The sequence below is a fragment of the Variovorax sp. PMC12 genome (genome assembly GCF_003019815.1).
GTDB lineage: Bacteria > Pseudomonadota > Gammaproteobacteria > Burkholderiales > Burkholderiaceae_C > Variovorax.
Genome location: NZ_CP027773.1, coordinates 5,164,898 through 5,179,990, shown reverse-complemented (window position 1 = coordinate 5,179,990; position 15,093 = coordinate 5,164,898). Strand labels below are relative to the sequence as shown.

The 15,093-nt window shown below is 62.3% G+C and carries 23 protein-coding genes and 1 tRNA gene; 10 read left to right on the top strand and 14 right to left on the bottom strand.

Annotated features, from left to right (window positions below):
• Positions 1 to 2: 2 nt before the first annotated feature.
• The 7 genes from C4F17_RS24260 to C4F17_RS24235 all read right to left on the bottom strand — a co-directional run bounded on the left by C4F17_RS24260 (position 3) and on the right by C4F17_RS24235 (position 5,725).
• Entirely contained in the window at positions 3 to 305 is a 303-nt protein-coding gene (locus C4F17_RS24260) for a Mor transcription activator family protein (protein ID WP_106936954.1), read from the bottom strand.
• The gene (locus C4F17_RS24255) at positions 299 to 2,494 is read right to left on the bottom strand and encodes a phage terminase large subunit family protein (RefSeq protein WP_106936953.1); all 2,196 of its coding nucleotides are present in this window, start codon (positions 2,492 to 2,494) and stop codon (positions 299 to 301) included. Before C4F17_RS24255 ends, C4F17_RS24260 begins: the two co-directional genes overlap by 7 nt.
• A complete protein-coding gene (locus C4F17_RS24250) occupies positions 2,491 to 3,003 on the bottom strand; it encodes a hypothetical protein (protein WP_106936952.1) in 513 nt (170 codons plus the stop codon). The genes C4F17_RS24255 and C4F17_RS24250 overlap by 4 nt, the downstream gene beginning before the upstream one ends.
• 178 nt (positions 3,004 to 3,181) lie before the next feature.
• Complete coding sequence (locus C4F17_RS24245) at positions 3,182 to 3,967, bottom strand: hypothetical protein (RefSeq protein WP_106936951.1); 786 nt, start codon at positions 3,965 to 3,967, stop codon at positions 3,182 to 3,184.
• Positions 3,958 to 4,908, bottom strand: coding sequence for a helix-turn-helix domain-containing protein (locus C4F17_RS24240; RefSeq protein WP_159053700.1), 951 nt, complete (start codon positions 4,906 to 4,908; stop codon positions 3,958 to 3,960). Before C4F17_RS24240 ends, C4F17_RS24245 begins: the two co-directional genes overlap by 10 nt.
• On the bottom strand, positions 4,905 to 5,198 hold the full coding sequence (locus C4F17_RS32875) for a MarR family transcriptional regulator (protein WP_159053699.1): 294 nt from the start codon (positions 5,196 to 5,198) through the stop codon (positions 4,905 to 4,907). Before C4F17_RS32875 ends, C4F17_RS24240 begins: the two co-directional genes overlap by 4 nt.
• Entirely contained in the window at positions 5,195 to 5,725 is a 531-nt protein-coding gene (locus tag C4F17_RS24235) for a phage regulatory CII family protein (protein ID WP_106936949.1), read from the bottom strand. The genes C4F17_RS32875 and C4F17_RS24235 overlap by 4 nt, the downstream gene beginning before the upstream one ends.
• Here C4F17_RS24235 and C4F17_RS24230 point away from each other — a divergent pair.
• The gene (locus tag C4F17_RS24230; protein ID WP_106936948.1) at positions 5,724 to 6,017 is read left to right on the top strand and encodes a hypothetical protein; all 294 of its coding nucleotides are present in this window, start codon (positions 5,724 to 5,726) and stop codon (positions 6,015 to 6,017) included. The genes C4F17_RS24235 and C4F17_RS24230 overlap by 2 nt on opposite strands.
• A 23-nt stretch (positions 6,018 to 6,040) precedes the next feature.
• Here C4F17_RS24230 and C4F17_RS24225 read toward each other — a convergent pair whose 3' ends face one another.
• A complete protein-coding gene (locus C4F17_RS24225; protein ID WP_106936947.1) occupies positions 6,041 to 6,283 on the bottom strand; it encodes a helix-turn-helix domain-containing protein in 243 nt (80 codons plus the stop codon).
• A gap of 84 nt (positions 6,284 to 6,367) precedes the next feature.
• On the opposite strand from C4F17_RS24225, the gene C4F17_RS24220 reads away from it, so the two are divergent.
• The gene (locus C4F17_RS24220) at positions 6,368 to 7,114 is read left to right on the top strand and encodes a S24 family peptidase (RefSeq protein ID WP_106936946.1); all 747 of its coding nucleotides are present in this window, start codon (positions 6,368 to 6,370) and stop codon (positions 7,112 to 7,114) included.
• Positions 7,115 to 7,121: 7 nt separating this feature from the next.
• On the opposite strand, the gene C4F17_RS24215 is transcribed toward C4F17_RS24220, so the two are convergent.
• Positions 7,122 to 7,580, bottom strand: coding sequence for a hypothetical protein (locus C4F17_RS24215; protein WP_106936945.1), 459 nt, complete (start codon positions 7,578 to 7,580; stop codon positions 7,122 to 7,124).
• Between the two features lie 105 nt (positions 7,581 to 7,685).
• Here C4F17_RS24215 and C4F17_RS24210 point away from each other — a divergent pair, with 105 nt between their 5' ends.
• From C4F17_RS24210 to C4F17_RS24180, 8 genes are all read left to right on the top strand, one after another.
• On the top strand, positions 7,686 to 7,868 hold the full coding sequence (locus tag C4F17_RS24210) for a hypothetical protein (protein WP_159053698.1): 183 nt from the start codon (positions 7,686 to 7,688) through the stop codon (positions 7,866 to 7,868).
• Positions 7,869 to 7,872: 4 nt separating this feature from the next.
• Positions 7,873 to 8,223, top strand: a complete 351-nt coding sequence (locus C4F17_RS24205) for a hypothetical protein (RefSeq protein WP_106936943.1) — start codon at positions 7,873 to 7,875, stop codon at positions 8,221 to 8,223.
• A 50-nt stretch (positions 8,224 to 8,273) separates the two neighbouring features.
• A complete protein-coding gene (locus C4F17_RS24200; protein WP_159053697.1) occupies positions 8,274 to 8,420 on the top strand; it encodes a hypothetical protein in 147 nt (48 codons plus the stop codon).
• Positions 8,420 to 8,692 carry a hypothetical protein gene (locus C4F17_RS24195; protein WP_106936941.1) on the top strand — a complete coding sequence of 91 codons (273 nt, stop codon included), beginning with the start codon at positions 8,420 to 8,422 and terminating at the stop codon, positions 8,690 to 8,692. Before C4F17_RS24200 ends, C4F17_RS24195 begins: the two co-directional genes overlap by 1 nt.
• 49 nt (positions 8,693 to 8,741) lie before the next feature.
• Positions 8,742 to 8,864, top strand: coding sequence for a hypothetical protein (locus C4F17_RS33660; RefSeq protein ID WP_267898699.1), 123 nt, complete (start codon positions 8,742 to 8,744; stop codon positions 8,862 to 8,864).
• Positions 8,861 to 9,202 (top strand): hypothetical protein, encoded by a 342-nt coding sequence (locus C4F17_RS24190; RefSeq protein ID WP_106936940.1) that lies wholly within the window; start codon positions 8,861 to 8,863, stop codon positions 9,200 to 9,202. The genes C4F17_RS33660 and C4F17_RS24190 overlap by 4 nt, the downstream gene beginning before the upstream one ends.
• Before the next feature lie 21 nt (positions 9,203 to 9,223).
• The gene (locus tag C4F17_RS24185; RefSeq protein WP_159053696.1) at positions 9,224 to 9,958 is read left to right on the top strand and encodes a deoxynucleotide monophosphate kinase family protein; all 735 of its coding nucleotides are present in this window, start codon (positions 9,224 to 9,226) and stop codon (positions 9,956 to 9,958) included.
• A 66-nt stretch (positions 9,959 to 10,024) separates the two neighbouring features.
• On the top strand, positions 10,025 to 10,234 hold the full coding sequence (locus C4F17_RS24180; protein ID WP_106936938.1) for a helix-turn-helix transcriptional regulator: 210 nt from the start codon (positions 10,025 to 10,027) through the stop codon (positions 10,232 to 10,234).
• Here C4F17_RS24180 and C4F17_RS32870 read toward each other — a convergent pair.
• The 5 genes from C4F17_RS32870 to rdgB all read right to left on the bottom strand — a co-directional run bounded on the left by C4F17_RS32870 (position 10,224) and on the right by rdgB (position 15,091).
• Positions 10,224 to 11,669, bottom strand: a complete 1,446-nt coding sequence (locus C4F17_RS32870; RefSeq protein ID WP_159053695.1) for a hypothetical protein — start codon at positions 11,667 to 11,669, stop codon at positions 10,224 to 10,226. The two genes, C4F17_RS24180 and C4F17_RS32870, sit on opposite strands and share 11 nt — an antisense overlap.
• Positions 11,670 to 11,798: 129 nt before the next feature.
• Positions 11,799 to 12,944, bottom strand: coding sequence for a tyrosine-type recombinase/integrase (locus C4F17_RS24175; protein ID WP_106936937.1), 1,146 nt, complete (start codon positions 12,942 to 12,944; stop codon positions 11,799 to 11,801).
• A gap of 159 nt (positions 12,945 to 13,103) precedes the next feature.
• Positions 13,104 to 13,191: transfer RNA gene (locus C4F17_RS24170), tRNA-Ser, on the bottom strand.
• Positions 13,192 to 13,223: 32 nt separating this feature from the next.
• Complete coding sequence (gene hemW / locus C4F17_RS24165; RefSeq protein ID WP_106936936.1) at positions 13,224 to 14,486, bottom strand: radical SAM family heme chaperone HemW; 1,263 nt, start codon at positions 14,484 to 14,486, stop codon at positions 13,224 to 13,226.
• A complete protein-coding gene (gene rdgB / locus C4F17_RS24160) occupies positions 14,486 to 15,091 on the bottom strand; it encodes an RdgB/HAM1 family non-canonical purine NTP pyrophosphatase (protein WP_106936935.1) in 606 nt (201 codons plus the stop codon). Before rdgB ends, hemW begins: the two co-directional genes overlap by 1 nt.
• Between the last annotated feature and the right edge of the window lie 2 nt (positions 15,092 to 15,093).

The window sequence follows — 15,093 nt, the reverse complement described above, 5'->3', positions numbered from 1 at the left end:
ATTCACTTCGTGGGCATCTTAATGATGCGCAGAACTTGGCGCTCGGAAAGCTCGTAGCGCCGCGATAGCAGCTTGACCCGCTCACCCGCCAAGTAGTCGCGGAAGATGCGGCTATTGCGGCTGCTGTGGCCCTCGCTGCGGCGCTTCGCAATGAACACCCGGTCACCTCCCCAGTCAGCGCGAATGTCGGCCTCTATGCCTTTCACTAGCTCGGGCGTAAGCTCTCCCTTGGCCTCGGCGAGCGCTTGCTGCAGACGACCGAGGATGTCGAGGACGATGTCATTTCTATTTGTGTCGTTCACCATGATCTAGGGGGGAAGGATTGTCGTGACGGGCGTTGAAAAGTTCGGCGCGCGGGCGCCGGCTTTGCAGGGGCGGGAGCGTGCAGCGGACGCGCCGCCGGTTCTGGCGCCGGCTGTTCGACAGCCGCAGGCATGGGCACTGGTCGAGTCGGATGCGTTTCGCATGAAACATCGACTGGAGCGGTTTCGAGCGATTGCGTTTCGCGTGGAACATTTCCCGTCGCGCTCTCGGGCACCTGCGTTTCGCGTGAAACATCGGCGTGCGGTCCCTCTTGCTGCTGGCCTCCCGCGAACAGGTCTCCGTTCGGCGGCTGCACGATTGACTCCAAGCGCTGCCACATCTTCCCGGTGTAGAGGTGCAGGCCGAGCATGTGCGTGCAGAAGACGGCGTAGACGGTGCAGTCCAACACTTCATTGCGCGCGCCAGGAGCCTTGATCCAGCGATATGCCTCGCCGCCGGCGACGCGCTGCGGCACACGCGCCTCGGCCGTCAACTGCGTGTAGAACTCGTGCGGCAAGTCCTTGCTGAAGTGCACGTATCCGGCGCCGGGCTTCTCGACGCACAGACGGCCATAGATCAAGTCCTTTGCCGTGTCGGTGCCGACGTACCACAGGCGCACGCCCTTCTTGATGATCTTGCCGCCCCAGTTCACGTCCTGCACGGTGGCCTTGCTCTTCACCATCTTGCTGGGCTGCGGGTCGCCACGCACGGCGAACACGCGCTCGCGTTCGCGCTGGCGGCAGTAGTTGTAGGCCTGGTGCGTGAAGTGGCCACCGGTGTCCACGGCCATGGCTTCAATCTTCATCGCCTGCCCGCTGGCGTGCTGAAAGATCGTTTGGCGGTAGGCATCGAGGTGCGCCCAATCGCGTTCATCGGCCGGGTTGGCGTAGATGACGCTGTAGTCGATGCACCACATTTCCTCGCCGCGGCCAACGGCCCAGGTCACGACCTCGAAGCGGTTGTCCTGCACGTCCACGCCAGTGACCAGCACGAGGCCGCCATACGGCACCGTGAAGCGGCGATAGGCCTCGGCACGGCGTGAGAGCGCGTGTTCGTCGGCGCGCTCCACAACGGCCTCCCAATACTGCGCCAAGGTCTCATTGATGAAGCCTTCGAGCGGCGCGGTGTCGCCGGCCTTCGCCTTGGTCGTGGCTTCCAGGAACTCGCGCACGATGTCGGACCATGCGCGCTGGGGGCTGTAGCCGCTCCACATCTCGACGAAGGCCACATGCCGCGGCGCGCGGATGACAACGCCCTGCGCATCGGTCCAGACGTGCAGGTCATGGTCGTAGCGATACCGGCCGCACTCGCTGACCCACATTGCGCCCGTGTCCCAGATGCGCAGGTAGTCGGCCTGCGTGATCGACTCATGGCAATGCGGGCAGACGTGGCGCACGGTGTCATGGTCGTAGCCGTCCCATTTGAAGCCGTGGCGCACCTTCCTCCCGCCCCACAGCAGCGGGTGCTCGGCATCGCAATGCGGGCACACCACGTTGTATCGCATGCGCACGTCGGCGTTCTTCTCGCGGTACTCGATGTGGTCGAAGTCCTTGATACGCACGGTGCTGCCTGCGACCAGCTTCGGGAACGGCGCGCCTTCGAGGCGACCGCGCGCGAGCGTGATCGGGTCCGAGGACTTCTCAATCTTGGCATCGAAGGCAGAGGCTTCGTCGAGGATCGCGACGGCCACCGTGATGCGGCGATAGGCTCGTGCTGCCTTGCCGCCTAGCAGGTGCAGGACCGACCCGAAGAAGCTCTTCAGCTTCATGGTGTCTTCCTTGCCCGGCACCGTCACGGCCTTGAGCGCGGTCACGTCGCGCAGCATGGGCTCGATTTCGGACTTCACGAAGCTGTCGCGGTCGTCGTCGGTCGGCATCCACAGCGCTTGCTTGCGCCGGCGGTGCGCCGCGTTGTAGGCGATGAATGCGAGCAGCGTCTTCGTGTAGCCGACGCGCTTCGCCTTGCGCACCGTCACCTCTTCGATGTCGTCATTGCTGAAGGCATCCATCCAGCCCTTCTGGAACGGGTAGGCCTTCCATTCGCCCTGCGTGTGGCTTGCCTCGGGCGACAGGTAGAAATTGTCCTCGGCCCAGGCGCTCAGCGGCTGGGGGCGCTCCATCTTCAGCGGCCCGAGGCCGGTCAAGGTCGCAGCGATGACGGCGCGCTGCGTTTCGCTCGGGGCCAGGCTCATGCTGCCTCGCCCTCTTCCGGCTCGTCGTCCTCGGGCGGCGAGACTGCTTCTGACACGAGCCGAGCCGTCGCGCGCACCCACTGGTTGCGCGCATCGGCGATGGCAGACATGAGCTTGTCGCGTGCCGTGTCCGGCAGCTCCGGGCACACCTTGCGCAGCAGGCCGGGCAGTTGCTCGAAGCGCTCCGACACGGACTGGCTCGCGGTCGCCAGCACCTCGGCCAAGAGCGAGATGGGCGCGTACTCTCCGCGGGCGACGGCGTTCTTGATCGCGATGCCGAGGCGCTGCTCGCGCGCCAGCGCCGCGCGCTCTTGCACAAGGTCGAGGCCGCCCAGCTCCGACGAGGCACGCCCGGCCGCCATATCGCGCATGCGCTCGCAGTAGGCAATCAGCCACTCGTGGCCGGACTCACCGCGCGTCAGCACGCCCTCGGCCATGAGCTGGCTCACTCGCGCTTCGCTCACGCCGACCCATGCGCCAAACTCGGCCTGCGAAATCGCCTGCCTCATTGCTTCAACAGCCTTCACTTAACCCCCTTAGCAGTACCGCCGAACAGTCCAAGTCCGGGGTTCGAATTACCCGTAGCGACCACCTCTGCCGAAGGACCCGCGACACCCTCGGGCCGCACCATCGGGGTGCGGTCGGAGGGGCGCGGCGCCCTGGCGGGCGACAGGTCGAGCGCGCCCGTCATTCGCCCACCAGCTTCCGAACGCGGTAGCGAATGCGGCGCTCGATGTAGGCCTGAAGGTCTCCACGCTCGGCAACGCGCTCGCGGCTGATTCGCGCGTCATAGACGCCAGCACGAACGAACATCAGCACGGGCCGCACGATGAATCCGTCCTGCCCGGTCGCAGCCCAGATGCCAGGTGCGAGGTGCTGTGTCGGGCCGCTGCGAAGACGACCGTATGCAACGAAGAAGCGCACGCCCTCGCGGTCCTTGGTGCCCTTGTGCAGACGGGCCTTGCGCCTGTCCGTCATGTTGGCTCTGTAGCCCTGCTCTCCCATGGCTTGGAAGTAGGACAGCAGGCGCACGAGGAAGCCGCCGCGCACGTTGCCCCGGCCGTCATCGCTGCCCGGGTAGGGCGTGGCAGGCATGGCCGTCTGATAGCCGGCAGGCAGGATGCCAATGCGGCGCAGCGCTGCCTCGCTGCGCTTGTCGCGCCGCGGGCCGCCGAACTCTTGCGCCTGCAGAATCTTCTGCGGGTCCACGCCCTTGCCGCCGAAGTAGGTCGGCTCAATGTCCACGCTCAGCCGCTCGGGCGTGGCCTTGCGCACATACACGCTCTTGAGGATGTAGGGCGTGGGCCGGTCGAACTGCTCACGCATCTCGCGCTGCCACTCTCGCCGGGCGCGGAAGCCGCCATCACTCAGGCCATCAGCATAGGCTTGCTTGGCCTGCTGTCCCGACAGCTTGGCGAGCTGCGCCTGCACGCTGGCGAGACCGCTGCCCTCGAATCCAACGGTCACGCGCATACGGCACTCCCTGCCCCATCGACGGCGTGCCGCACTCGTGCGGTGAATGCGAGGTAGCTCTCGCCGCAACCCATCGAGAACGCTGACTCATCCCATGCGGCAAGGCCCAGGGCGCGGGCCATCGCGTCGATGCCGCTGCGCGTCTCGTGCCATGCACCCGAAGTCGCGCCAGTTGCACGAGGCACGTCGCGCCAACGCTCGTTGCGCAGCCAGGTTGCGAATTCGGGCACGAACTCACCGCCGTCCTTCTGCCACCTCTTGCTAAGCCTTTGGGCCTCGATGGCCGCGCGCATCGTTTGCTGCTGCGCGGCTGTCGGCGCAAGCCGGCGGTATCGGCGTTCGGCCTTCGACCTGTTGTCCTGATTCGGGTAGATCGAGAAAAGCTCATCGAACCCGGTCGCCCCCCCGCCGGGGGGTAGGGGGGTATGGTTAATGATGGTTCTTGAAGATTCGGGTGTCATAGCTGTGTCACCCCTCGCGTCACCGGTGACACCCCTCGCGTCACGGGTGACACCCCTCGACCCCGCTTCATGGGGTGTCAATCTGTCACCCGTGTGGATAACTTCGGGTGTTTTGAGGGGTGTCAATCTGTCACCCGTGGCGGTTTCGGTCGCGTTTTCGTCGGGTGTCAAATTGACACCCGTGGTTGTAGGGAGCGTTTCGCCGGCCACCCACGCCGCAGATACGCGGTACTCGTTCGTGAGGCCACGCCTGCCCGTTGCCGCCCGCACCTGCTCAAGCCAGCCGGAAGCCACCATCTTGGCAATCTGGCGCTGCACGGTGCGGCGGCTCTGCCGCGTCTTGCGCGCCAGTTCGTCGACCGATGGCCATATGCTGGTGCCGTCGTCGCGCGCGTGATCGACCATCGCCAGGGCGAGCAGCATCTCGCTGCCGCCTTCGGGATAGCGGTCGAACACCATCGTCATCAGCTTGATGCTCATGCGCCCGCTCGGCCCCCTGCGATCCACGCCGGACTGATGCGGTAGGCCGTGAAGCCGCCGCGCCCTGCCCTGCTCTCCACGCGCACCAGCCATCCCGCCGTGAGCATCCGCGTGAGCTGGCGCTGCACAGTGCTGCGGCTCTGCCCGGTCTTCTTGCTCAGGGCAGCGACAGACGCTCGAATCTGCAAACCATCGTCGCGCGCGTAGTCGGCCATCGCGAGGGCCAACAGGCGTTCACCGGGGCCGCCCGTATAGCGGTCAAAAACCATCGTTAGCAGTTTCATGCTCATGACTTCGGTTCCTCCCGCATCAGGCCGCGCAGCACGCCAAGGCAGTGGCCCACATGCGCGTTGACCTCTGCGGCCATGTGCTCGGCCTTGCGCATCTGGTTGCGCGTCACGCCGCCCTCGCGTCGCAGCAACGCCTCGCCCATCGCTTGCACGAAGTCGGCATAGGCCACCTGCATGCGCACGAGCGTATCGAGCGGGTCGCCCTCGGAGTAGACCGGCGTGGCGCGGCTGCAGGTATGGCCCAGCTCGCCCGCCATCGCGTGCAGGATGGCGAAATTGCGGCTTTGCCACTGCATCTCGATGGCATCGCGCAGCGTGAGGTGATGCGTGGTGTTCTGCAGGTTGACTTTGTGGGTCAACGTGTTGGGGTTGTGCCCCATGCGCTTGGCAAGCGCGCCGATGCCGCCCTCGTAGCCGTGTGCCGTGTCGTAGGCCGCCGCAGCGGCATCGTGGCCGCGCAGCTTGTCGGGCACGGGCTCATCGGCGCCATAGCCGTGCGCCTCGTCGATTGAGATATTCGTCCTCATGCAGACCTCAGAAAAAACAAGCCAGTGCCTCGCGAAAGCGAGTCCTGCTCCGACGCTGGCGGAGCGCATCGACGCCATCGAGCAATTCCTGCAGCAGCTCGTGCAACTGCTGGAGGTCGAACCAGACTTGAGCCGCGAGAACGTCGCGGCATGGATGGAAGTGATGACGGCAAGCGCAGGCGCCCAAGGGCTACAGGCGCTGCGTCAACGCGCCGCGTTGGAACAACTGTGCGAGCGCGTGCTTTCCCCCGCCGTAGACGTGCTACGGCCGGCGAACGGATGGATTTCCTAGGCCGAGGTCCGGCGGCTAACGCTTTATGCATCCGCACGCTCGAATTCCGCTCGAAGCCTCGGCAGGGGCGCGTCGCCGTACACATGGTCGTAGCCAATGCAGAGACCTCGCGAAGCCGCGAACACGATGAGCTTCGCCGCGACATCAGGCAGCAGTGTTTGGCCTCTTTCGTAGTGGCCGATATTCCCCTGCGTACAGCCAATGCCATCGGCGAGCACCTGCTGTGTGACGCAGAGCCGTTCACGGATTACTTTCAGGTTGTGCATTCCGTGAATAGTAGCGGCGCTAGTGTCATTGGTCAATATCGGCGCTAGTTTGCCATATCAACAGCCGCGCTAATAATTTCTATCATGGCCGACAGCAAACGATCCAAACTCACTGAAGAACACGCTGCAGAGGCCGCGCGTCTCCGCGAACTGTGGGATTCGCGTCCACACCGAACTCAAGCCGTCTTCGGCGAGAGCTACGACCTTGGAAATCAGGCCAACGTCGGGCACTACCTCAACGGTCGAAGCGCTTTGAATCCAAAGGCGGCAGCGGCTTTTGCCGCTGAGTTGCAGTGCAGCGTGGCGGATTTCAGCCCCCGCGTGGCGGCGGAGATTGACCGGTTAAATCCCGCCTCAGTGGCAGGCCAGCCACAACGCCCGAACGACTTGAACGGCGACCTCATCATTGCGCAGTACGACACCGGCGGTGCGATGGGATTCGGGTTCGAGCTGGAAGAGCAGCCTCCCGGACTCATTAAGAGCTGGCGCGTAGATCACGAGTGGTTGCGCATGAACGTTCGCCACTTCACAAGCGTGAAGAATCTTTGCATCGTGACAGGGTTCGGCCCATCAATGAAGCCAAAGTACAACCCGGGCGATCCACTTCTCTGCGACAGGGGCGTGAACGTCGTGGATACAGACGGCGTCTTTTTCTTCCGAGTCGGGAAGCAAGGGTTCATTAAGCAGCTGCAGCGGATTCCCAAGGAGGACGGGATGATTCTTCGAGCGAAGTCCTTCAACAGCGACTACGACCCCTTTGATATCACCGAGCGAATGGACTTCCAGGTTTTCGGAAAGATTCTCACAGCCTGGCGCAGCGAGCAGCTCTAAGTTGGCGCTACGGGGCGATAAATAGATCGACGATTCGGGATTCGGTGGAATCGAAGTAGCAGTTCGCCATCTTGTCGCCGGTATACCCGCCGTAGCTGTTCTTTGCGTTGACCTGCCCGTACCACGGGACAACGGCAATGCGTCGCCCCTCCACATCGCGCGCCACCCCAGCCGTTGCGCGCTCGGGCACTGCAATCTTCAAGCTGTCGCGATCCTTCCATGAGGGGATGGTCCGAATGGCATGGATGCAACGCGCCGCCAAATCAGTCTCACGCTTCTTATCGATCGGCGCCAGCGGCGGAGGAACAACCGGCTGCGCCACCCCCGACGCGCGGACCTCGCGCGCTCCTTCACCGCAAGGCGTCTGACTGAAAGTGTTTCCGCAGCGGTAGAGCGTCTGTGCAGAGGCGCCCGCAACAGCGACAGAGGCCAGACCACCCAACAACAAGAAAAGCATCTTGGACATAGTTTCGAAATGCTACATGTATCAGCACCGACCTAATCCTAGCGCCGCTATTGACGCAAAAGGATAGCGCCGCTAGTATTCGTCCGTCTTCACTTGGAGTCGGACATGAACGCCAGACGCTATCGCTGCTACTACACCCCTCGGGATGCCCTCGGGCACCTGAACCCCTCGGACACCGGCGCCGCGCCGTTTGTCCAGCTCCACGCTGCAAATGCAGAGCACGCCCTCGAACTGGCACAGAAAGTCACCGGCTGCCCGGTGATCGAAGCCACCCGCATCGAGGGTTGATGCTGTGGCACGCGCACAAATCAACCACGCCACCGACAGCCGCGCCGCCACGCGCCATGCGGCCACCAGCTCGGCGCGCGTAGACATCTGGGTCCGTACCATCCGGGGCCGTCGCCAGGCGTTCTACCGCTGCAGCGCCGCCGGCGTTGCGAACTGGCAGGCCATGGGCGTGCCGCTCGCCAACAAAGCGCTGAAGCTCGGCAGCATCAGCTTGCCGGGCCTCGTGGACGCGACCGTCGCGCCCTACACCGAGGATGCGCCCACCCATCCGGCAGCAGCCGACTTTGCCGAGCGGGCTCGCGCCCTCAACAGCGAAATCGATGCCCTCAACCTCTGCGCGCGAGGTGATGCATGAGGACGCCGCGCGCGCGACGCACACCTGCCGTGCAAGCGCTCATCCGCGCGATGAAGTCGAGCAAAGAGTGCGGGCATGCGAACTGGCACTACGTGGCCGGATTCCTCTCGTCCGAGCACCCGTCGCTCTCGGAGGAAATCGAAGCCTTCGAGCGCGCCCGCATCGACGCACTGAAGACAGCCGCGAACGCAGCCTGATGGCATTCCTTTTCCGTTGCCCCGAGTGCCGCACGCGGCGCCGCAGCTATGGCCTGTTCACGCAGCACCTGCGCGAAACCGGCCACCGGCTCTGCCGGTGCGGCGGATACCACTACGAGCACCGGCCGGGTTCGCCGTACTGCGAGCGCAACCCGATGAGCGCGGCCCTGCTCGCGAGCCGACACGGCGCCTCTGACGAAGAGGTGTTTGAGATCGCGCTCGAAATCGCCCTCACCACCCCGGGCCGCGCCCTCGCGGCTTGCCCATTCTGAAAGGCCGACCATGCGCTCGACCTCGTTCCAAGAAACCGGCGTTGGCCTCATGAGGACATCGCCAGTCGCGCCCTCGCCGCGCATCCTCGCGACCGTCGCCGCAGTGGCGGTCTTCATCGTCCTGCCCATCGTGCTCGCCGCGATGTGCGTCTACGGCTGGAGCACACCATGACCACAATCACTACGGGCGTTTTCTTCATCAGCAAGGACCGGCCAGGCCGCCCGGCCGTCAGCGAACACAAGTCCGACGCGGGCGAGTTCGTGCTGAAGATGCGCCTGATCGACAACCAAGGGCCGCGCACCGTCGAGGTCTATGTGACGCGCTGGGCCGGGCAGGCCGCCGCCGACTGGCGCGCAAGGCACCCCGACCTCAAGGCCGGCGACGCGCTGCGCCTGGTGCTCACCAATCCACGCGCGATGCCCGGCGCTATGTCGCCGGAGACGCACGCCGCCATCACCTCGTGCGAGCTTCTGCCCGCGCGCGCCCCCGCAGCCCCACAAGCCGCCTAGCCCCCCCCTACGCCTCGCCCTATGACCTTCACCACGCCCCCTGTGAAGCGCCCTGCGCTTCACCACCTCATCGCGCTGACCGGCCACGCCGGCGCCGGCAAAGACACCACGGCCGACCTACTGGTGGCGCACGGCCGCTTTCGAAAACTGGCCTTCGCCGACGCCCTGCGCGGCGAGGTCTCCAACGCCTTCGGCGTATCGCTTGACGACCTAAACGCCCCCCACTTGAAAAACGTTGCAACGGTCGCACTACGCATGCGCCTCGCGCCGCGCGACTTCCTCGCCGCTGTGGTCCTGTCGTTGTCGGCCGCGTCGCCCGACCATCGCACGCCACTCAGCGACGAATGGCTCGACGAGCCGCGCAGCCCACGGCAAATCATGCAGTGGTGGGGCACCGAGTACCGCCGCGCCCAGTCGCCAAGCTATTGGACTCAGCAGCTCATCAGAAACCTCGCCTACTACCGTCGCGAAGGCGAAACCCGCTTCGTCGTCACTGACGTACGGTTTGACAACGAGGCCCATGCGTTGCGCATGGCCGGCGCCGTGATTTGGCAACTTATCCGCCCTGGCCATACCGGCGCTGCGGAGGGGGCCCACGTCAGCGCAACGGACGGAAGCCGCTTCAAACCCGAAGCGGTCATTACCAATGCACGGGACGTAAACCACCTTCAGGTCGAAGTACTGTCCCTTTTCATTGCCCGCGAAATTGGAATCTCTCCTGACCGCATCAGATTCAACATCAAAAGTACCAGCTAAGCGTGCATTTTCTTGCGCTTAAGCCACCCGTCAGAAATCAGCCGCCTAACAATGAATGCAACAAAAATGAACCAAATTGCAAAAGAAAAACTTCTTGTTCCCGCCGCCGAAGCCGCAGCGATGCTATCGATGGGTCGTTCCACATTTTGGAACAAAGTCAAAATGCAGCAGTTACCACAGCCAGTAAAAATCGCGGGTCTGACACGATGGCGTGTGGCGGACCTACGCGGATTCGTCGAAACTTCAGTCAATAAATGTTGCGGTGCTAGCTTTTAACTGGCTTGGCTTTCGAGGCGCTTTTAGCCCTTTTCGATGCAACCTTCTTCGGAGTGATCTCCCTTACCTCCGCCTCACCAACCGGCTGACCCATATCAATGGTGGGAAGCGTCTCGGGCGCTGTAGCCTGAGCACGCACGGCGCCATCTGAAGTTTGAACAGTTTCCGAGAATGGCTCACCATAAATTTCTGCATATGCCTTATAAAATTCAGGCTGCTTTCTGAACTCAGTAAATAGAGGCCACGAGTGATAACAAGATTGTTGAATGATCTCGCCAGCCTTGCCAATGCTCTTCATGATTTCGACCGCTTCGGCGTACTCATCTTTTAGCACAACCGTAGCTAGCTTGAAATCTCTGATGCTCGCCGTCCAATCAACCGATTTCAATAAATCACTAGCACCCTCAGTATCTCCGGAAAATTTCAAACCGATGGCAGCGTTGATAATTCGAATCCTCAGGTCCATTTCCGACAGGTCTTTTCGCAATGGCTCACTAAGCACGAAATCGCGGAGTTCCCCGACAAACTTCCATCGTTTGTGTTGTAGGCAGTGATACATGGTCTCATTCAAAGACATATGAAATATCGGCGCCTCTTCAGGGAAAAGTTTACTCCACAACGTGTAAGCCAGCATTAATCCGACTTTAGAAAGGATGCGACTGGCAGTTGAAAAGTATTCAAAAGAAACTTCGAGTGGGTCGCCAATTTTCACCTTGTCAGCAAAGGAGTACTTCTCCTTAGCGCACACAGTCAAGTACTGCTCGCTTACTAATCCGCCGTTATGAATCAAAAGATTCCGGCGTTGCGATAGTTCAACAAATGCGGGCCATTCTTTAAATTTTCTTAACGATAGTCCTAACTTTCTCTCTAAAGCCGCAAATTGTTCTATATAACTTTCTCGCCGAAATGTATCGATCTCCTTGTCAACCATCGCAACCTTGACATCCGCCAAAGAAGAAAAATCCATCAGATCGGAAAGCGATATTTCACGTGAAATACCCTTAATTAACTTGTCGCTTTTTAGGTAAATTACCCTTAACAATTCACCTATATATGAGTCAAACTCTGCAAAAAGATGTGTAAATAGACTTTTTGCCAAAACAGCCGAAGGGTTTTGCCCTAAGTGCTCTTTAAACTCTCGCCAAGTTTCTGTAAATTCCGCAAAATCGCGTGCGGCGGTAAACTTGAATGTTGTGTGTTCTTTTTCCGACTTTATTGGGACGTATTTATTGAGTTTCGCCGCAATTTTGTTGAGCTCGGCGTTCTTCCATTCGTCAAAATGCGGGAGCGCAATCTGGGCAGTTTGAGCTATACCCCTTATTGCTTGAATATAATTTTTAGCCACATTCTCTATTGGGGAGATTGCCGGGCCTCCACTCGGAGCGCCGATTTTAAGCACTGCCGCTTCATTAGTTTTTTCCGCTTGATCGTTCATTTGTCTCTTCTCCTCATCATTCATTTTCAGGAATCAACGGGTTTAATCCACGCGCAGGGAAGCACGCAACGCTGGCGAGCTTCGGCGAGATCACCCACCGGAGCCATTAGTACTTACAAGCAGGTGCCGTTACGCAATCTTGGTTTTTTCGGCAGAGTCGAGCCAGTCTGACCACCATTGCATCAACTCACGGCGCTGTGCGAGATACTCTGCGCGGTTGTACGCCGCGCGCACTGCATCCGTTTCCTTGTGCGCAAGCTGCCTCTCTATTACGTCGTGAGGGAAGCCGGAACGTTCATTTAGCACCGTCGATGCCAAGGCACGAAATCCATGCGCCGTCATTCGGCCGCGGTAGCCTAAGCGATAGAGAGCAAACAGAAACGTGTTCTCCGACAGCGGGTGTCCGGGACGGATTGGAGAGTCAAGCACGAGCGAACCATCCCCGCTCATCTCTCGCAGCGTCGCAAGAATCGCTTGCGCCTGGCGCGACAGAGGCACCACATGCGGAATGCGCATTTTCATTCGCGTCTCCGGCACCACCCACACCGCGCCTTTTTCTTTCAGCTCACCCCACAGCATGCCGCGCAACTCGCCCACCCGAACGAACGTGTGAGCCAGTAGTTGCAGGCCGAGCCGAGTCACCGAGTCTTCGTAGCCATGAATGGCCCGCATAAGCTCGCCGGCCTCTTCCGCCGGGATGCTTGCCATAGGCTTCTTTGTCTTTCGCGCGATGAGCACGCGCGTCAGGCCGGCCGCACCATGCTGCTGAAGCACGCCCGTGTCTTGCGCGAAGTCGAAGACGGCCGATATGCGGCTTGCTACCCGGTGACCGGTTTCGATCTTTCCGCCGGCCTGCGCAGCCCGCACCACAGTGACCAATTCCGAGCGAGGTATGGAATCGATGGGCCGCGCGCCGAGCTGAGGGAATGCATATCGCTCTAGGGTGTTCTCCACCTGAATCTGATGCTTGCCGTTAGAGAGCGTCGGCAGCTTCGCCCTCAGCCAGTCACGCGCGACCGCCTCGAAGGTTGGCGCTTTTGTGATGGCCGGCGCCCCCTCCCTAGCGGAGGCATGCGCTTTCCGTGCGTCGGCCAGGCTCACCATCGGGTAAAGACCGTAGGTCTTCGTCTTTTGCTTTCCGCCGGCGGTGTAGTTCGCTCGCCAGCTCTTGGAGCCAGCCGGAGAGACGAACAAGTACAGGCCATGCGCATCGGTCAGCTTGTAGGCCTTCTCGCGCGGTTTAGCGGCGTCAACAGCTTTAACAGTAAGGGTCATGGTATCGGCCAGAAAATACCATGACTGATGCCATGTTTGGTGCTTGGCTAGAGGCAGTTCGCAACAGATTGCGCCGGACCCCAAAAGACGATTTCCCCAATGAAAAAGTCCCGTCGCAGAGGCTGCGCGGGACTTTCAAAAACTGCCAGGGATTGATTCTGGCGGAGAGTGTGAGATTCGAACTCACGGACGCTTTCACGTCGGCAGTTTTCAAGACTGCTGGTTTAAACCACTCACCCAACTCTCCGGAACCTCAGATTTTAAGCCGACGGCGGCGCCTTACTCTCCGTCCGGCAGGAACATCGCCTGCAGATCGCTCAGAAAGTCCAGCCCGCGTTCGGTGGGCCACACCCGGAACAGGTCGCGCGCCAGGAGCCCCTTGCGTTCGGCCTCTTCCAGGCCGCGCTGGATGGCGGTCATCGCGAGCCCCGTGCGTTCGCTGAAATGGGGCAGCGTGAAGCCGGCCTTCAGCCGCAGCGCATTGAGCATGAACTCGAATGGCAGGTCGGCCAGCGCCACTTCATCGCTCTGCGACACGGCGGCGCCGGCGCGCGCGTTGTCCATGTACAGCCGCGGCTCGCGGTAGCGCACCTGGCGCACGATGCGGTGCGCAAAGCTCAGCTTGCTGTGCGCACCAGCGCCTATGCCAAGGTAGTCGCCAAACTCCCAGTAGTTGCGGTTGTGCCCGCAGGCATGGCCTTCGCACGCATAGGCCGACACTTCATAGCGCGTCATGCCGACGGCGCTGGTGCGTTCGGTGATGCGGTCGAGCATCTCGTAGGCGATGTCGTCCTCGGGCAGCGTGGGCGGAAACTTGGCGAACCAGGTGTTGGGCTCTATGGTCAGGTGGTACACCGACAGGTGCGGCGGCGCGAGCGACAGGGCTTGCGAAAGGTCGGCTTCCAGGCCCTCCAGCGTCTGGCCCGGCAGCGCGTACATCAGGTCGAGGTTGAAGGTGTCGAAGGCGCTCGCGGCCTCTTCGACCGCCGCAATGGCCTGGGCACGGTCATGCACGCGGCCCAGCGCCTTCAGGTGCTCGTCGTTGAAGCTCTGCACGCCCACCGACAGGCGCGTGACGCCTGCGGCGCGGAACGCACGGAAGCGGTTGCGTTCGAAGGTGCCGGGGTTGGCCTCGAGCGTGATCTCGCAGTCGGGCGCGAGCTTCAGGCGCGCGCGCACGTCGCCCAGCAGGCGGTCGATGGCTTGCGGCGAAAAAAGGCTCGGCGTGCCACCGCCGATGAAGATGGTGTGCACGGTGCGCCCCCAGATGAGGGGCAGCGCCGCGTCCAGGTCGGCCACGAGCGCGTCGATGTACGCCTGCTCTGGAATGCCGTCGATGTCGGCCTCGCTGGCGGCGCGCCATTCGTGCGAATTGAAGTCGCAGTACGGGCACTTGCGCAGGCACCACGGCAGGTGGATGTAGAGCGACAGCGGCGGCAGCGCGCTGAGCTGCAGCGGGCCGGGCCGCATCCAGTGCAGCACGTCGTTGGCCTGCGGTGCGCCCGTGGGCTGCGCCGGCTGGATCGGAAAGACGGTGGCCATTACGCGGGCAGCCAGCGTTCGCGCATCAGGGCCAGCATGGCCTGCGCCGCGCGGCCACGGTGGCTGTTGGCGTTCTTGATTTCGGGCGTCAGCTGGGCGAAGGTCTTGCCGAAGCTCGGCAGGTACATCACGGGGTCGAAGCCGAAGCCGTTCTCGCCCACGGGCTCGGGCGCGATCTCGCCGACGACGCGGCCCACGGCGATGAGCGGCTCGGGGTCGTCGTGGCTGCGCAGCGCGACCAGCGTGCTGACGAGCGCGGCGCGCCGGTTGACGACACCGCTCATCTGTTCGAGCAGCGCCTTCACGTTGTTGGCGTCGCCCTTGGCGTAGCCGAACTGGGTGGCGTAGTAGGCGGTGTCGACGCCCGGCAGGCCGCCGAAGGCGTCGACGCACAGGCCGGCGTCGTCTGCGATGGCCGGCAGGCCGGTGGCGGCGCTGGCGTGGCGCGCCTTGGTCAGCGCGTTCTCGACGAAGGTGCGGAAGGGTTCTTCAGCCTCGCCCACGCCCAGTGCCGATTGCGGCACGAGCGTGACGGCCAGTTCCGCGAACAGTTGCTGGAGTTCGGCGAGCTTGCCTGCGTTGTTGGAAGCCAGAACCAGTTTCATAG